The following is a 16,170-nucleotide window of genomic DNA, read 5'->3' as shown; positions in this document are numbered from 1 at the left end:
TGATAAATGAATTTATTGTGCAGAAGATTTTTATTATCGCTAAAAACAAAATTAAATAAATATAATTCGCTCTTAGTGTATTAGCTTACTTTTTAAGTATAAAAATTTTAAATAATGATAATAACTTGGCTATTTTAAATTTGTTAGAGTCTGATTTATTTACGCTGCAAATGTAATCTATTCTCCAAAAGTTGATGAGATACTCAACTCCAAAATTCTGGAGCTTACAGATCAGTACATTAGGAAGATTACTAATTATAAATCTTCCAGTTATGCAAGGTGTATTAAAATCCTTATATAAGTCAAATTAAAATATGCGATACTAACTTAGCTAGGTTTTAATCGATAAGATGTATTAAAATCAAAGCAAGTTAGCGATTATACTGCTAATAAGCACACAATAATAAAGACATAACTCTCAAAAAAGATTTATAAAATTTATTTACTTAGATATAGATTTTTTGTATGTGTTAGCTCAACATGTGGGATAATTCCCCTCTATCTCACATAGACTTATTGTATGAAACATGCGCAGAGATCACTCTCTTTTGATAAAGAGAAGTTTGTATAGCAAATGAAGACTACCCAAATAACAATATAAAAAGTATTGTCAAATGGGTTGTAAATTCGATTTTTATTTAAAAAATATATAAAGTTAGCGAAGCCTTGATTTTCAGATAAAAATTATTTAGAGTATCTTTAAATGCTCTCTTTTAAAGAGAAAGAGAGCCATGTTAATTAGTCGTAATCTTCAAAAAAGATTTAAACAACCAGCAGTATTCTAATCTTATTTGCTTATAGTTGCTTCAAATAAATAGTTTCGTGAAATAAATTTTTTAATAAAGTGATAATTTACTAATTAGTAAAAATTCAATGATTTAAAAGTAATTTTGTTAGTAAAAATTGCGTATATTCGTTAAGTTAAACTATCCCTCTTGGGAGATATGAGAGAGTTAGGGAATTAAAACCAAAAAGATGATGTGCTTAAATTTTCATACCTAGCTAGACTTACAAAAATTTCCACTCAAAACTTTAGTAGAGTATATTTTAACAACTTTGTGCAGCTACTCTCTATAACTTTATATTGTGTGGAGTTGATCAAGCCCGGCCCAAGGTAGAATTTAATCGTCTTTAAAGCACTTAATTAAATATTTAAGAAGATACTTTCTTCAAAGAGTATCCCAACTCCAGACAACTGTAACAAAAAGCTCATGAATCTTTTCTAAGATTTCGAGTAGTAATTATCTAAGCATGCCCATCGGGATCATTCATAGATAATTTCTTAAAATTAAATACAATGATTTTAAAATTACCAAAGTGGAATTATTGTTTAATTATTTTCTTTTAATCTTTTTAAGAAATTGCTTGATTAAGTTTTCAAAAGACTATTAAAATCTATTGGATTATTAAGACTAGGAATAATTCTTGCTAAGAAAGCACTTTTAATTTAGAACAAATTTTTAGCTGGTAGTAACTACCAGCTGGTAGTTTTTTTATTCAGAGAATGGTGTATAATCTTATTTATTTATTAATATTTCTCGATTTTGAAGTCCAGACTATTTTTCGTTTTTATTCATTTTTAAATATATTTTCATATTATAGATACTTTTATTTTCTCATTAAGGATCTCTTAGTACTGTAAGATATGTAAGAGTTTAAAAATTCTTGTATATTTATGTTTAGCGGCACTACTTATTAAGTGCTTTCTCATACTTTATAGCCGTTTTAGGTTAGTTGTATATTCTATGTAATAGACTCCATTATTGCATTTTAGAATCTAAATCCAGGTCATGTATACTTAATATTTCTATTAAGCAAAAGAGAAAACTAAATTTTACTTATTTTCTCTCGTGATTATATAAGTAGTTATGATGGAAATAGAAAAGATAAATACATAAAATTTTTAGGATTCTTAGGAAACTTAGGAGCCTCAAAAATTTTTATTTGATAACCTATCTAAAAATTTTAAGTTCTGTTTTCATTATTCAAATGACTGTCTAAAAGTTAACATAGTAAGAAAATGATTTTCCTTCGTATGCCCGATCAAATAGTATCTTTCTACATCTCAAATAATTCAGAGCTATATTTGTGGGGGGCTCATCTGGTAAAATTAAACTCATGTTATTTTGTCAGTAAAGTAATGGTAAAAGGGCCTTTCAAGAGGTTATTCTATTAGTTCTATTAGTTCTATCTTATTATTCTCTGTCTCACTTAATAACCTACTATAAATTATATTTTATTGATATTTAATTAGTATTATTTTATTTAGTTAAATTATAGATTTAATTAGTAATCATTGATTGCGTACTTTTTTTATAATATTTAGGGGGTTGAAAAAGAAAAAAGTAGCAAAAATTAAGCTAAAAAATTAAATATTGTTATAACGATCAAGAAAAGAACAGTTAGAAAATGACTAGGTTATTTGCTCACTCAAAAAGATTCTAAATTAGCTATTTATAAAATGACTCTATTAGAATTATTGAGCAACAGATTTCGATTTTTTCATAGCGGTTTACTTAAAAAAGTATAGCTTTTTGAGCTCACTGAAGAAATAACTATAGAATTTTACTATAAAATTGTGACTATAAATAAAATAGTAATTCTTTTCCAAGTTGGAGGGACAAAAAATCACAAAAAAGATATAAAGACGACATGACCTGCTAATCTCTCATTAAATTTATAGAAGTAGAAGAATAAATAATAAAAGTGAAGAGGTTTAAAACATATTAAGAAAAAATACCCTAAACTCTAGATAAAAGTGAAAGACCAGTGATTGAAACAGTAGTCAGACTAAAGAAGTCTCCAGTTAAACAGATAACTGATGAAGATATTGGATTTAATGAATTTTAGTTGCTCTGTTTAAAGAGCAGTTCAATAAGAACCTCCTAAACTTCAAAAAGCTGCTAAAGGGCAATTTAAAATTTGCTTTTGTGAGATATATTTGTGTGTTGTTAAAAAATACAATCTTGCTTGGTGATTATTAGCACTAAAAAAACCTAGATAATGAATCTTGATTCTCTTGGCGAAAAAATTTTACCTCTCTTAACTAGAGAACAAAAGTTATAAAAATTTAATTGATATTACCACAGTGCGTCAAGAGAAAGGATAATTTATAAATTAAAGTATCGCTCCTTACGGGATTCGAACCCGTGTTACCGCCGTGAGAGGGCGGTGTCCTAAACCTCTAGACGAAAGGAGCGGGGTGACATAGAATAGATTGCCTAATTATAGGCTCTAAAAGATACAGAGTGCAATCGATGGCAACAGTTCATGTTTAAAGTAGCTAGTTGGGGTGCCTTAAAGGGGGTATTTCAAAACGAAAAAAAAGATCAACCCCATATCATTAAGCGTAAAAACCATTCGATTTCAGGTGATGAGATTAGTCCTAATGCTCTGAAGGTGCTTTATCAATTGAATCAAGCTGGATATGAAGCTTTTCTTGTTGGGGGGGGTGTACGAGATATGTTATTGGGTCTGCATCCCAAAGATTTTGATATTGTTACTAATGCTCGTCCACTTGAAATCCGAAAACTGTTCAGAAATAGCCGCCTTATTGGGCGGCGGTTTCGTCTAGTGCAGGTTTTTTTCCCTAGTGAAATTATTGAGGTATCTACGTTTCGTGCTAATGCAGAAGAATATTTGCAGGAAGAATCTTTGGATGAAAGAGATGAGAGCAAAGCAGCGAAACCACTTATGTTAGTTGATGATAATACTTATGGAACAATCGAAGAAGATGCATGGCGACGAGATTTCACCGTAAATGCTCTTTATTACGAGATTAGTAATTTTTCGGTAGTGGACTTCACGGGCGGGATGAAAGATTTGCAAAAAGGTCTAATTCGTATGATAGGTGATCCTACTCAGCGATATCACGAGGATCCGGTACGATTATTGCGAGCTGTACGATTAGCAGCAAAGCTTAATTTTAAAATCCATCCAGATACAGAAGAGCCGCTCCTCCGATTACATAACCTCTTATTTCATGTGCCCAGCACTCGTTTATTCACGGAATTATTAAAATTTTTTTTCAAAGGTTATGCATACCGTTCTTATCAATTATTAATGCGCACTAATTATATACAGGCGTTATTTCCAAAAATGGTTACTTTTTTAGAAAAAGATCGAAATTCTCATTATCGTAGTTTGATTAAACTTTCTTTAAAAGCTACTGATGAACGTTATTATAAAAATCAAACATTAAATCCAGGATTTTTACTGGCTATTTTCTTGTGGCCTGTAGTTCAAGGATTAATGGAGGAACATTTTAAAAAGAATAAGCGATTATTTTCTTCACTTTATCATGGGATCAATCAAGCTCTTTATTTGCAAACACAAACCTTAGCTATTCCACGTCGTTTAACAGCGATGATGCGTTCTGTTTGGCTATTGCAATATCATTTAGAGGGACGACGCCATAATCGTATTTATCGGATTGCTAACCAGCGTTTTTTTCGGGCAGCATTTGATTTTTTAGAATTGCGTGAACGTGCTGGTGAGCCGTTGACTGAAATTGTTTATTGGTGGCGTATTTTCCCTCATGGTAATTTGAAAAAGAGTCAGCAATTGATTAATGAATTAAAGGGGTTAAGATGACGATAGTTTATATTGGCATTGGTTCCAATCTTAATTCACCTATTCAACAAGTAAAAATAGCAATTACTAATTTATCAATCTTACCAGAAACTAAAATTTTAAATCAGTCTAGTTTTTATCAAAGCCATCCAATCGGTCCTCTAGATCAGCCAGATTATATTAATGCTGTTGTGGCTCTTGAAACTAAACTGTCCCCAGAAGCCCTTTTAAAAACACTTAAGGTATTGGAAGAAAATCAAGGACGTCAGCGTTCTGCTGTACGGTGGGCAGCTCGTGTCATTGATCTTGATATTTTATTGTATGGTAACGAGATAATTCGAACTAAGACACTCTCAATTCCTCATCTTCAACTTAAAATGCGAGAATTTGTGCTTTATCCTTTAGCTGAAATTGCAAAAAGATTAGTTTTGCCGACGACAGGTGAGTCTATCTTAGTTTTGAAAGAACAGTGTCCTCCAAAAGAGATTAAGAGATTAATACCTTGCGTCGGTGATCTATCCTAAGATTTCGGTTAATATCAGATTTAAGAACATAGCTTGGTAAGTTAAAGTTAAGTTACTATTATACTTGTCATTAAAATTAGTAGGACATGTAATGAAAGCAGTGGCTGTTTATCCAGGTACGTTTGATCCCTTAACGAAGGGCCATGTCGACATTGTTGAGCGTGCTATACTTCTGTTCGAAAAAATTATTGTAGCTTGTGCTTCGACTAGTCGTAAAAAACCTTATTTATCTTTAGCTGAACGAATAGGTTTGATCAAAGAAGTGTTTGCTGATCTGATTAATATAGAGGTGGTGCCACTCGAAGGATTGTTGGTTGATTTTGCGAAGCAGCACAATGCAAAGATTATCTTACGTGGTCTTCGTACCGTTTCTGATTTCGATTATGAATTTCGATTGGCACATATAAACCATTATTTATCACCAGAAATTCAAACTATTTTTTTACCGGCTAAAGAAAATTATAGTCATATTTCCGGAACCTTAGTGAGAGAAATTGTTGAATTAGGTGGTGATATATCTCTTTTTGTACCTCCACTTTTTGCTCAACGATTAGTAAAAAGAAAGAAAATATAATTAATTTATGGCGTTAAAAATTATAGAAGAATGCATTAATTGTGATGTCTGCGAACCTGAGTGTCCGAATGATGCTATCTCTATGGGAGAATTAATTTATGAAATTGATCCTAATCGATGTACCGAATGTGTAGGGCATTTCGATGAACCCCAATGCTGCCAGGTGTGTCCGGTGGATTGTATCTCTATAGGAATTTCAGAATCTCAACAAGTTTTAATGAAAAGGTATCAGCGATTACAAATAAGAAAAAATAAGATGTAGATTCCACGGCTTTTCTACCTCTTGAAATCTTGAAATCTAAAAAATTTTATTTAGGTATTTTCTTTTCTTTAAAGACTACATGGATTCCGTATTTGCCTGTTTCAGGATTCCAAGCTCGAGGATCAAATTTTTTGATTTTTAATTTTTCTGGAGTATTTCGTTTATTTTTTATGGTTGTGTAATACGTATCCGTTGGTTTACCTGCTTTAGTTTTACCAGTTGACTGGAGCATTATTTTTTCACGAGGACTGACGGCCATGGATGCATCCTTAATTTACTTTACTTATTTTTTTCGTTCATGGATTTTTTTAAGTACTCTTTCAATACCTAACTTATCAATAATTCGCATTCCATGAGTCGATACTTTTAGGGTTATAAAGCGTTGCTGCTCCGGCAGCCAAAATCGACGTTTTTTTAAATTGGGTAAAAAACGGCGCTTGGTTTTATTGTTTGCATGGGAAACGTTATTCCCAGTTTGTGGGCGCTTCCCAGTAACTTGGCATATTTTTGCCATGATAGTATTCTCCTAAATAATATCAAGAAGGTGTGATTTATACCAGAAATTTTGAATCAGTACAAGCGCAAAGGAAGAATAGTCGGGGGGGGGTCTACATTCCCTAGACCGTATCTTCATATCTTCCTAGATATGAGTATATTAATTCACCTAATTTAGAGTGAGAAGGATATCTCCTCAAGGAATGAAAAAATTAGAGTCCTCAGTCGCAATGTTTTTTTAAGATTTACTGTAACAACAACATAATTGACTTGGCTCTGGAATCCCTAAATAGTGATTATTAAAACATGATTAAAGCAGTGTTGTTATGAATTAGAATTCTCGTTTAATAATTTCGCGAGAATAAATAAAGGCTTTATTAATTAATTAAGCTATAGAATATTTTTTTGAACTGAATAATTTGATGTCGGTTGTCTAGCGAAAAGGTAGGTAAATTTCGTTTTCATAATTACGCAATTGAGTAGAACGGAAACGTTAGAGATTTTAACGTTAGAAATCTTGCATTCAGAGTAGAGTACTTTTGCATCTTAATGATTCTTAAAGATAGCGAAGTTGTATTTCTGCAGTGGCTTTGCGAGAGTTTAGTAGTAAATTACTTCTTATATCCATCGTAGGTTAGAAAATACTTTAAAATGAATATTTAAAAGATTTTTCAGATTTTCTGAGAATGAGTAAGTCTATTCAACGTACTACCTCAATAGTACGAAAATTATAGAAATCTTTTTAAATACTTAGAGAAATGTATTTGGCTTCCGAAAAACTGTGAGTGTTTCTTCCCCCCAAGAGAGTTTTTTTGGTCGTTCCTCGGATGGGCATTGGAAATTGGTATACCTGTCAGTATACAGAGCGTCAGTGGAGTGGTAATACAGCGGGGATAAAAGCAGAAGAGTCCAAGGAGAAAATTCCCTTAACTCTTTCTTGTCAGCCAAGAACTTCAGGAAAGCATTGGAATGGCTTGTTTACTACGAGAATAACGGGTACATTTTATCTTTTCACGGAGATATAAGATTGTATTCAGTTCAAATAAAAATTTTAGATAAACGTTTGGGGAATCAGGTACCATTACCGGCTTATATAACGGCAGGTTCTGCAGGTCTTGATCTCCGGTCCTGTATTGATGCTCCGCTTGAAATGCACCCTGAGGAAACCCGACTAATTAGTACTGGGTTAGCAATTCATTTACGGGATCCTAATGTAGCAGCTGCTATATTACCCCGTTCCGGATTAGGGCATAAACATGGAATTGTATTAGGAAATCTTGTTGGTTTAATTGATTCTGATTATCAAGGTCCATTAATAATATCTTGCTGGAATCGTGGTAAAGTTTCCTATACTATTCAGCCTGGAGAGAGGATTGCGCAATTAGTGATTCTTCCCATTCTAAAAGCACAATTTGAAGTGGTTGAAGAGTTTGAGAATAGTGAACGAGGCGTAGGCGGATTTGGAAACTCCGGTCGACATTAATTCAGAACCTAAGTTGCTTGAGTCTACTATTCCAGCAGATCTTTTTCGAGCTTATGACATTCGGGGTCCAGTCGGTCTAGCAGGACTTAATGCTGATATTGCTTATCTTATTGGGTTAGCTATTGGTAGTAGAACGCGAGAACTGGGACAAAAAACCATCGTTGTGGGTCGTGATGGACGGTTATCCGGTTCTCAGTTAACAGCAGCTTTAGTTAGAGGACTTTGTAAAACCGGCCTTACTGTTCTTAATGTTGGGATAGTACCTACTCCACTTGTATATTTTAGTACTAATCAATTAGAAACGAATTCAGGAGTGATGGTTACTGCGAGCCATAACCCAGGACATCACAACGGTTTTAAAATTGTATTGGATGGGAAAACTTTAACGAGCCAGGGAATCACTGCTCTACGTAAACGGGTTCAAGAACGAGATTTTGTGAAGAGCGCAGTAGGCAAGCAAATTAATGTCGTCGATATTGTTCAAGATTATAAAAACTTTATTTTAAAACAAATCCAATTAAAGCGTCGTTTAAAATTAGTGGTTGATTGTGGTAATGGAGTGGCTGGAAAAATTGCTCCTGATTTGTATCGAAAATTAGGTTGTGAGGTAATAGAACTCTTTTGTGAGGTGGATGGTCGGTTTCCTAATCATCATCCAGATCCCACAATGCCTGAAAATTTAAGTGATTTAATCGATATGGTAAAAAAGACTGCATCAGATATAGGTTTAGCTTTTGATGGTGATGGTGATCGTTTAGGAGTGGTTACGAATAAGGGTGAAATTATTTGGCCTGATCGACAAATGATGATTTTTTCAATGGACTTACTTTCACGCTTACCTGGTTCAGATATTATTTTTGATGTTAAATGTTCTCGTCACTTGCCTGAAATTATTAAAAAACATGGTGGAAACCCGATTATGTGGTGTACAGGACATTCGGTTTTGAAAGCTAAATTATTTGAAATAAATGCACTTTTAGCAGGTGAAATGAGTGGGCATATCTTTTTTAAAGATGAATGGTTTGGTTTTGATGATGGTATTTATGTAGGGGCAAGGTTATTGCGTATTATTTCACAACAAGATAAATCAGCGAGTGAAATATTTGCAAGTTTACCTAACAGTATAAATACACCCGAATTAAAATTGCCTATGGCTGAAGAAAAAAAATCAATTTTTATGCAGAAATTTATTCAGAAAGCAGATTTTGGTGATGCAAAATTGATTACCCTAGATGGATTAAGGGTAGAATTTCAGAACAGATGGGGTTTAATTAGACCTTCTAATACCTCGCCATATTTAATCTTCCGTTTTGAAGCAGATACAGAATTTGAATTAAAGCGTATTCAAGATATTTTTAAAGCAGAATTACTCAATGTAGATAATACTTTAAGACTACCTTTCTAAGCATCCCAATTTTCGGGATTTTGATTCCAAGCTAATGCTTTTTGTCTTTCTTCTTCAGTGATATACCCTTCAACAACGGCAACATTGATCAATGTCTTGAAATCAGAAAGAGTATAATAGTTAAGGCGAGCGTTTGCAAAATTTTGTTGTGTACTAGATAATTGGTAAGAGAAAATAGCAATACAATCTTGAACAGTGGCAAATTGGCAAAGTGCACAGCTAGCAGCGATAGCACTTTTCCCAATACTAATTAAATCTTCGACCACCAGTACCTTTTGCCCTTGCTCCAAATTACCCTCAATTTGATTTTGTTTTCCATAAATTTTTGCTTTGTCTCTTACATATACCATTGGTAAGTTTAATCGATCCGCAATCCAAGCTGCATGAGGTATTCCTGCTGTAGCAGTACCTGCTATAACATCGAATTGTAAATGTTTTTCTTCAATTAACTGTAATAAAGCATCTATAACTCTTTTGCGTTTTTTTGGGTAAGAAATGATTAAACGGTTATCACAATAAATAGGAGATAGTAGTCCCGAAGAATAACGATAAGGTTTTTGTAAATTTAAAGTAACAGCCTTGATGTCTAGTAGTATTTTTGCTATTTCTGTAGCTTGATTCATAAGATGCCTGTTTATTTTTTATTTTTCCTTAGGGAAAAAGCAGATAAATATATGATCATTTTAATTTAAATATTAAATTGAGTAAACAAGAGCTCTTCTCTATGCGTATTATCACTTTAAATGTTAATGGTATCCGTTCCGCTGCTAGTAAAGGATTTTTTGAGTGGCTTCAGACCCAGAAGGCTCAGGTAATTTGTCTTCAAGAAATAAAGGCTTCTCTCGATATCACCAAGGGAGATCAATTTCATCCCGAAGGGTATTATTGCTATTATCATAATGCTCAAAAAAGTGGTTACAGTGGAGTCGGAATTTTTTGTGGTGAGAAACCAAAACGAGTAGTAAGATATTTAGGTTGGGAACAGGCTGATAAAGAAGGACGTTACATTCAAGTAGATTTTAATGCTTTAAGTATAGCCTCATTATATATGCCATCTGGCACAACAGGAAAGCAAAGACAAAAAATTAAGTTCGAATTTATGAAATATTATATGAAACGATTAAAACATATACGTCGTGAAAAACGTTCTTTTATTATTTGTGGTGATTGGAATATTGTACATAAAAAAATTGATATTAAAAATTTTAAAAGTAATCAGAAAAATTCTGGTTGTCTCCCCGAAGAGCGTGCCTGGATAGATGAAATATTTACTAAATTAGGAATGGTAGATGCTTTTCGTGTTCTTAGTAAAGAGCCGGATCAATATACTTGGTGGTCAAGTCGTGGGCATGCGTGGGAGAAAAATGTTGGGTGGCGTATTGATTATCAAGTCATTACTCCAGATTTAAAAGATTGTGTGAAATCAGTTAATATTTATAAAGTACAACGATTTTCTGATCATGCTCCCCTGATTATTGATTACGATTATTAATTGTTTTAAATAATTTTTTGGGGTAAAGCCGGTTATTGGCTTATACTGAGCCTTTAATTATTCATTTTTATTCTATCCATCCCATCGATCCAATGTACAATGCTAGCTTCAATAGGCTGTCCAAAAAAAAATTTACCGATGTGAACAAATCTTTTTGGAGAGTCGGTGACTAGAAAAGTCAGCTGAGGAGTATGCGTAGTATTTTCTAAATTCATTTTTTGAGTAATAGATTTGACTGCCATTGCAGTTGCCTTTGCTGCATTAATAATATTAATTTCGCTGCCTAAAATTTTAGTTAAGGATTCAATAAAAACAGGAAAATGAGTACATCCTAAAATAATAGAATCACATTGGCGATGATCATTAATAATCGGTTCTAAATATTGTTTTGCAACAAGTGTCGTAATTTCGTTGTTAATACAACCCTCCTCCGCCAACGCTACAAATAGGCCACAGGTTTGAGTAGTAATTTGAATCTTAGGGTTTAATGTAAGAATTGTTTTTTGGTAAATTCCGGACTGAATAGTAGTTTCAGTAGCAAGTAGAGCCACTCTATTATTCTTGGTAGTCCTAATAGCTGCCCGTGCTCCTGGTTCGATAACGCCGATAATTGGAATATTAGGAAATTGCATTTTAAGAAATGGAAGTGTCGTCGTGGAGGCTGTATTGCAAGCTACGACTAATAATTTAATGCCTTGAGTGACGAGAAGGGATGCCATTTGAACGGCATAACGTATAACTGTTTCGCGACTTTTGGTACCGTAGGGCAACCGTGCGGTATCGCCCAAATAAATAAAAGATTCATCAGGTAAATGGTTAACAAGTTCGCGTAAGACTGTGAGTCCCCCCATCCCTGAATCGAAGACACCAATAGGGAGTTGATTCCTTGTGATATACTTTTCCACTAGCTTTCCTTTAAAGCTTCTTGTTGTTTTTCTATAATATTTTTAATTCCTTGGTGTGCAAGATTAAGCAACGCGTTTAATTCTTGGAGATGGAAAGCATCTTTTTCTGCAGCACCTTGAATTTCAATAAAAGCATCATGCTCGGTCATTACGATATTCATATCCGTATCAGCATTTGAATCTTCAGCATAATCAAGATCTAAAACAAGTATACCATTATAAATTCCAACAGAAACAGCTGCGACTAAATGTTTAAGAGGGTCTTTTTGTAAGAGACCCTTTCTCTGTAAATATCGCAAGGCTTGTACCATAGTGACGCACCCCCCATTAATAGCTGCCGTTCGAGTTCCACCATCTGCCTGAATAACATCACAATCGAGAGTGATGGTGTAAGGATTTAGTAATTTTAAATCAAGAGCGGCACGTAAGGAACGGCCAATTAATCGTTGGATTTCTACTGTTCGCCCACCTTGTTTACCACGTACAGCTTCACGTTCCGTACGAGTATGGGTAGAGCGAGGTAACATTCCATATTCAGCAGTTAACCACCCTTGATCGCTATTTTTAAGAAAACGGGGAACGCCTTCAACGATACTGGCAGTACAGATTACTTTGGTCTCTCCCATCTCCACAAGAACAGAACCTTCGGCATAAGGAGTAAACTGAGTAGTGAAGGAAAGGGAGCGTAACTCATTCGTTGCTCGTTTGCTTGGGCGCATGATGACACCTCTTAATTTGTTTTTTTATGAATTTGAGAGGTTTATATACCATACTATTGTTTATTAAATAAACAAGGAAAAAATTATCTAGTTAAAATTTAAAAAAAATCTCTTCTCAAATTTAAACCATATTGAGTGATTTCTATGTTATTAGGTGCCCATCTCGTTAATACCTGATTAAAATTTTGTATAGTTAGCAGGGTGAGTACTTTTGTAAAGTGTTTTTATGAACACTAACTAAGGGGGGATTAATGTGAGCAATTTAAATTGTAGCTCACCGTTATTTAGAAATTACTTTTCGTATGCAATATTTTATGCTTTTGAACATCCTTGTGAAAAATTATTTAAGTCGCGATAAAATAAAAAGCAAATATTATAATTTTAACCAGCTAAAAAACTTTTTTGAAGTTAGGATTAATAAGGCCCGTACGAAACGGTTAGCCAAGGTTAGTTAGGGTGAAAGTCGTCGTTTTTAGGTTATTCTCTTAGCCAATCGTTAACACAATAGATGTATTAGTGTGGCCCGGAATATTACAAACAAAAAACAAAGTAGATATCATAAAAACGGCTATTTTAGATCTAAAAAATAGTACCTTAAATGAATAATATATGAGGGTGGTGCATCAGAGAAAAGCTAAGGCAATTCAACTTCTCTTAAAGGATCGTTTTAAAATTAGTAAAAATTAATTTTTTCATTAAAAATAATATATACCTATTTTACTAAATAGTATAGCTGTGTAAGTTAAAGAATGATAGTTCGCTTTGAAGAATTAGGTATTACGTTTAGATAAAGAATGTTTGAGAGTAAGGGATTTTGTAGTTAGCTTAGAGTATAGAGGTTACTGAACCACTTTAACGCTTAGAGAGGGATATTAATTGAAGTTACAAGGGTACTTAATCACGCTGAAATAGTGGGATGCTGATTAGATTTTTTGATGTAGAAATGAGATCCACAAGGAAACACTTTAGAAAATAAATGAATCAATGGCAGTATTTTTTATATAAGTAGTCATTGAACTAAAAGTTCAGATTGCACAAATGTACAAATAGGTACAAGATTTTGAATAAAAGACATAAAGCGAATCTTTTTGTGATATCAGCTCCTTCTGGAGCAGGGAAAACGAGTTTGGTTCGTGCCTTAGTAAACAAATTGGATGGAATAAAAATTTCCGTTTCTTATACTACTCGACCGTTGCGCCCCAGTGATCAGGAAGGTGTAGATTATTTTTTTGTTTATAAAGATCGATTTCAGAACATGATAAAAGATAATGCTTTTTTAGAGTATGCTACGATTTATAAATACCATTATGGAACTGTCCGTGAATGGGTTTTCGAGCAATTAAGAGTGGGGGAGGATGTTTTATTAGAAATTGATTGGCAGGGGGCTCGACAAATACGAAAATTATTTCCGCCTGCACTTACTATTTTTATCCTACCTCCCTCTTTACAGGCTTTGCGAGAACGCCTGATTAAGCGACGCCAAGATGAAAGTATTGTTATTGAACAACGGTTTGCAATGGCTCGCGAAGAGATAACTTATTATACAGAATTTGATTATATTGTAGTTAATGATAATTTTAATCAAGCAGTCCAAAATCTAGTCCACATAGTTAATGCTAAACGATTACAGCGAGATGTACAGGAGGAAAAGCTAGCAGGGTTTCTAGTAGAGCTATTAAAAAAGTAGTAAAATAATTCTTTTTAGTAACGGTTAAATATTAAAAACAATTAAATAATTTTTTAAACAAAGAGGTCTCTCTATGGCACGTGTAACCATTGAAGATTGCCTTCAATACGTTGGAAATCGATTTGATCTGGTCTTAAAAGCAGCAAAGCGAGCACATATACTAGAATTAGGTGGAGCTGATCCTATGGTTCCACGAGATAATGATAAGCCTACCGTTATTGCACTTAGGGAAATTGCCCTTGGATACGATATCACACAAGATATTGTTGAAGTCCCAGCAGAAAAGAAGAAGTAAAGAACTAACAATATTTTTTCTTTCACAAGTCGTGTATTCGATTCACATCTCAGAGAAGATGGCTAAGGTGAGATTTATCTATTTTGGATAAGGAATAGAAAGCACTTCTTAAGCTTCTCTTAAAAAGATACGATGTAATGTAAGCTCGGTTATATTTAAACGATGAAAAACTCGATTTTCTATCCACCGAGCTTATTTAATGACTCAGAAGGCTCATCGTAGTCAAAAACGCTAAAACAAGATGAAGCCTACTTATATATATTATATTACTTGTCTCGTGGCTGTCATCTGTATTTTAGCTAAAATAAAAATAGATGATCAAATCATTATGGCGACTTTATTATATGACGGTATCGAAGGACACGCTTATCAAAAAAAAACAATTTCTGAAAGCTTTGAGAGAAGTAGTTGCTGAACTTGTCGATGGCTAATAAATTTAACTTAAGTTGAATTTATTAGCCATATTGAAGCCTAAACATTGAAGCCTAAGCAGAAAATTTTTAAACAATAATTTTTAAACAATAATTTTAATTATGGCGGATGATATTTGTATAATTATCATTAAATTACTAGATCGTTTAGATAAGATGCGTACTCTAAATGTACTGCATTTACAAAAATAAAAATGGATTTTGCTCACGAGAAACCTTAAGTATTTTTGCTTTACTTGCTAAATGACTTGGGATTTCTGAAGTTTCAGTTAAATTAGAAGAGCTAGGATTTGCTGCACTTTACCGAAAGGCTTATCGAGTTTTGAAAGATACTATTTAAAAAGCTCTGGGAGGGGGTAATTAAAAAATAATTGATTTAATTAAAAAAAATCTAGATGAAGGTTTAAGGTGAAGTAATTTGTCTTCATAATGGGTCAGGAAAATATTTATATAGTATTTATTAGAAAGTGGGATACTAAACATATTCCCTTTAATGAAATTATGGATATCTATGCTGAATATAGATGCTTTTAGAATTATTATGGATGACCTTGATTCCTGTGATGGTGTATTAGGAATTCTTTATGGATTGTTTAAACCTGTACCAGAGTATTTTAAAGATTATATTACTTTTCTAAAAAAAAATCAAATGGTTATCAATGTTTTATACCATGTGTTTAGGGCCCTATGGTTTGGTTATTTAAGTACAAATTTGTCTTTGAAAATGTGATTGAATGGCAACTAAAAATATTATTGTAAGGTATTGGCTTTACAAAAAAACTGATACTTCTCTTACTGAATGACAAATATGTGTTAAAGCTTGGATAAAGAATTTATTGGAATTGCAGAAAGATGCCCTATATTTTTTCGCATTTATAGAAAATATAAAAATACATTTATTTTGTGTAGCAATATATCTCTTGATTTCACGGGAAGATATTATGGAATTGTCAAATGGTACTATTGCAATTGATTTTGTTTATGCTATTCATATAAATTTTGGGAGAAAAATCATTATTGCGTGCTGTGAAAATTGATCAACATATAGCTCCTTTATAGATATAGAATAAAGTATCTAGACTCGATTTACCAATGGGCAAACATCTAGAAATAATCATTTCAAAATTGGGCCGACCTAATCCTGCATGGTTAGACTTTGTAGTAATCAAGATAAAGGGTAAAGTAGTAATCGCGGGCTCTTATACACATCTGACGCTGCCGACGAGCTACACGGCGGAGATCTCGGTCGTGGCCCACGATGTAAAAAACAAACTACAGTGTCTGCGATCTCTGAGTTTGTCTGCTACCATGTTAGCTAAACAGTTC

15 protein-coding genes and 1 tRNA gene are annotated in these 16,170 nt (G+C 33.3%); 10 read left to right on the top strand and 6 right to left on the bottom strand.

Going from position 1 to position 16,170, the window contains the following annotated elements; genetic code table 11:
• Window positions 1–3,126 precede the first annotated feature (3,126 nt).
• Window positions 3,127–3,199: transfer RNA gene (locus tag CLERM_RS00945), tRNA-Glu, on the bottom strand.
• A 71-nt stretch (window positions 3,200–3,270) separates the two neighbouring features.
• Here CLERM_RS00945 and pcnB point away from each other — a divergent pair.
• The 4 genes from pcnB to CLERM_RS00925 all read left to right on the top strand — a co-directional run bounded on the left by pcnB (window position 3,271) and on the right by CLERM_RS00925 (window position 5,932).
• Window positions 3,271–4,593: a polynucleotide adenylyltransferase PcnB gene (gene pcnB, locus CLERM_RS00940; protein ID WP_102156737.1), complete on the top strand. Its 1,323-nt coding sequence runs from the start codon at window positions 3,271–3,273 to the stop codon at window positions 4,591–4,593.
• On the top strand, window positions 4,590–5,096 hold the full coding sequence (gene folK / locus CLERM_RS00935; protein WP_102156736.1) for a 2-amino-4-hydroxy-6-hydroxymethyldihydropteridine diphosphokinase: 507 nt from the start codon (window positions 4,590–4,592) through the stop codon (window positions 5,094–5,096). The genes pcnB and folK overlap by 4 nt, the downstream gene beginning before the upstream one ends.
• A 91-nt stretch (window positions 5,097–5,187) precedes the next feature.
• Window positions 5,188–5,670 carry a pantetheine-phosphate adenylyltransferase gene (gene coaD / locus CLERM_RS00930; RefSeq protein WP_102156735.1) on the top strand — a complete coding sequence of 161 codons (483 nt, stop codon included), beginning with the start codon at window positions 5,188–5,190 and terminating at the stop codon, window positions 5,668–5,670.
• A 7-nt stretch (window positions 5,671–5,677) separates the two neighbouring features.
• Window positions 5,678–5,932 carry a YfhL family 4Fe-4S dicluster ferredoxin gene (locus CLERM_RS00925; RefSeq protein WP_102156734.1) on the top strand — a complete coding sequence of 85 codons (255 nt, stop codon included), beginning with the start codon at window positions 5,678–5,680 and terminating at the stop codon, window positions 5,930–5,932.
• 46 nt (window positions 5,933–5,978) lie between these two features.
• Here the strand turns inward: CLERM_RS00925 and rpmG are convergent, their stop codons facing one another.
• A complete protein-coding gene (gene rpmG, locus CLERM_RS00920; RefSeq protein ID WP_102156733.1) occupies window positions 5,979–6,191 on the bottom strand; it encodes a 50S ribosomal protein L33 in 213 nt (70 codons plus the stop codon).
• 24 nt (window positions 6,192–6,215) lie between these two features.
• Window positions 6,216–6,446 carry a 50S ribosomal protein L28 gene (gene rpmB, locus CLERM_RS00915; protein WP_102156732.1) on the bottom strand — a complete coding sequence of 77 codons (231 nt, stop codon included), beginning with the start codon at window positions 6,444–6,446 and terminating at the stop codon, window positions 6,216–6,218.
• 981 nt (window positions 6,447–7,427) lie between these two features.
• Here rpmB and dut point away from each other — a divergent pair.
• Together dut and CLERM_RS00900 are read left to right on the top strand one after the other, a co-directional pair.
• Entirely contained in the window at window positions 7,428–7,910 is a 483-nt protein-coding gene (dut, locus tag CLERM_RS00905; protein WP_408936539.1) for a dUTP diphosphatase, read from the top strand.
• Window positions 7,906–9,315: a phosphomannomutase/phosphoglucomutase gene (locus tag CLERM_RS00900; RefSeq protein ID WP_102156739.1), complete on the top strand. Its 1,410-nt coding sequence runs from the start codon at window positions 7,906–7,908 to the stop codon at window positions 9,313–9,315. The genes dut and CLERM_RS00900 overlap by 5 nt, the downstream gene beginning before the upstream one ends.
• On the opposite strand, the gene pyrE is transcribed toward CLERM_RS00900, so the two are convergent.
• Window positions 9,312–9,938, bottom strand: coding sequence for an orotate phosphoribosyltransferase (pyrE, locus tag CLERM_RS00895; protein ID WP_102156729.1), 627 nt, complete (start codon window positions 9,936–9,938; stop codon window positions 9,312–9,314). The genes CLERM_RS00900 and pyrE overlap by 4 nt on opposite strands.
• 101 nt (window positions 9,939–10,039) lie before the next feature.
• Between pyrE and CLERM_RS00890 the strand changes: the two genes are divergently transcribed.
• Window positions 10,040–10,807, top strand: coding sequence for an exodeoxyribonuclease III (locus tag CLERM_RS00890; RefSeq protein WP_102156728.1), 768 nt, complete (start codon window positions 10,040–10,042; stop codon window positions 10,805–10,807).
• A gap of 53 nt (window positions 10,808–10,860) precedes the next feature.
• Here CLERM_RS00890 and murI read toward each other — a convergent pair whose 3' ends face one another.
• Window positions 10,861–11,712, bottom strand: a complete 852-nt coding sequence (gene murI, locus CLERM_RS00885) for a glutamate racemase (protein ID WP_256385309.1) — start codon at window positions 11,710–11,712, stop codon at window positions 10,861–10,863.
• Window positions 11,712–12,431 carry a ribonuclease PH gene (gene rph, locus CLERM_RS00880; protein WP_102156727.1) on the bottom strand — a complete coding sequence of 240 codons (720 nt, stop codon included), beginning with the start codon at window positions 12,429–12,431 and terminating at the stop codon, window positions 11,712–11,714. The genes murI and rph overlap by 1 nt, the downstream gene beginning before the upstream one ends.
• 1,060 nt (window positions 12,432–13,491) lie before the next feature.
• Here rph and gmk point away from each other — a divergent pair.
• The 3 genes from gmk (at window position 13,492) to CLERM_RS00865 (ending at window position 15,574) form a co-directional block, all read left to right on the top strand.
• Window positions 13,492–14,118 carry a guanylate kinase gene (gmk, locus tag CLERM_RS00875; RefSeq protein ID WP_102156726.1) on the top strand — a complete coding sequence of 209 codons (627 nt, stop codon included), beginning with the start codon at window positions 13,492–13,494 and terminating at the stop codon, window positions 14,116–14,118.
• Between the two features lie 73 nt (window positions 14,119–14,191).
• A complete protein-coding gene (gene rpoZ, locus CLERM_RS00870; RefSeq protein ID WP_102156725.1) occupies window positions 14,192–14,413 on the top strand; it encodes a DNA-directed RNA polymerase subunit omega in 222 nt (73 codons plus the stop codon).
• A gap of 942 nt (window positions 14,414–15,355) precedes the next feature.
• Window positions 15,356–15,574, top strand: a complete 219-nt coding sequence (locus CLERM_RS00865; RefSeq protein WP_195909777.1) for a hypothetical protein — start codon at window positions 15,356–15,358, stop codon at window positions 15,572–15,574.
• Window positions 15,575–16,170: the final 596 nt, after the last annotated feature.

Origin of the sequence: Coxiella-like endosymbiont (assembly GCF_002871095.1) — a bacterium.
Taxonomy (GTDB): Bacteria; Pseudomonadota; Gammaproteobacteria; order Coxiellales; family Coxiellaceae; genus Coxiella.
This window is presented reverse-complemented; position numbering and strand designations above follow the sequence as displayed.

Excerpts from the sequence above, each read along its gene's own strand:
- pcnB (WP_102156737.1), top strand. The coding sequence starts at position 3,271 with ATGTTTAAAGTAGCTAGTTGGGGTGCCTTAAAGGGGGTATTTCAAAAC.
- folK (WP_102156736.1), top strand. The coding sequence starts at position 4,590 with ATGACGATAGTTTATATTGGCATTGGTTCCAATCTTAATTCACCTATT.
- coaD (WP_102156735.1), top strand. The coding sequence starts at position 5,188 with ATGAAAGCAGTGGCTGTTTATCCAGGTACGTTTGATCCCTTAACGAAG.
- CLERM_RS00925 (WP_102156734.1), top strand. The coding sequence starts at position 5,678 with ATGGCGTTAAAAATTATAGAAGAATGCATTAATTGTGATGTCTGCGAA.
- rpmG (WP_102156733.1), bottom strand. The coding sequence starts at position 6,191 with ATGGCCGTCAGTCCTCGTGAAAAAATAATGCTCCAGTCAACTGGTAAA.
- rpmB (WP_102156732.1), bottom strand. The coding sequence starts at position 6,446 with ATGGCAAAAATATGCCAAGTTACTGGGAAGCGCCCACAAACTGGGAAT.
- pyrE (WP_102156729.1), bottom strand. The coding sequence starts at position 9,938 with ATGAATCAAGCTACAGAAATAGCAAAAATACTACTAGACATCAAGGCT.
- CLERM_RS00890 (WP_102156728.1), top strand. The coding sequence starts at position 10,040 with ATGCGTATTATCACTTTAAATGTTAATGGTATCCGTTCCGCTGCTAGT.
- rph (WP_102156727.1), bottom strand. The coding sequence starts at position 12,431 with ATGCGCCCAAGCAAACGAGCAACGAATGAGTTACGCTCCCTTTCCTTC.
- rpoZ (WP_102156725.1), top strand. The coding sequence starts at position 14,192 with ATGGCACGTGTAACCATTGAAGATTGCCTTCAATACGTTGGAAATCGA.
- CLERM_RS00865 (WP_195909777.1), top strand. The coding sequence starts at position 15,356 with ATGCTGAATATAGATGCTTTTAGAATTATTATGGATGACCTTGATTCC.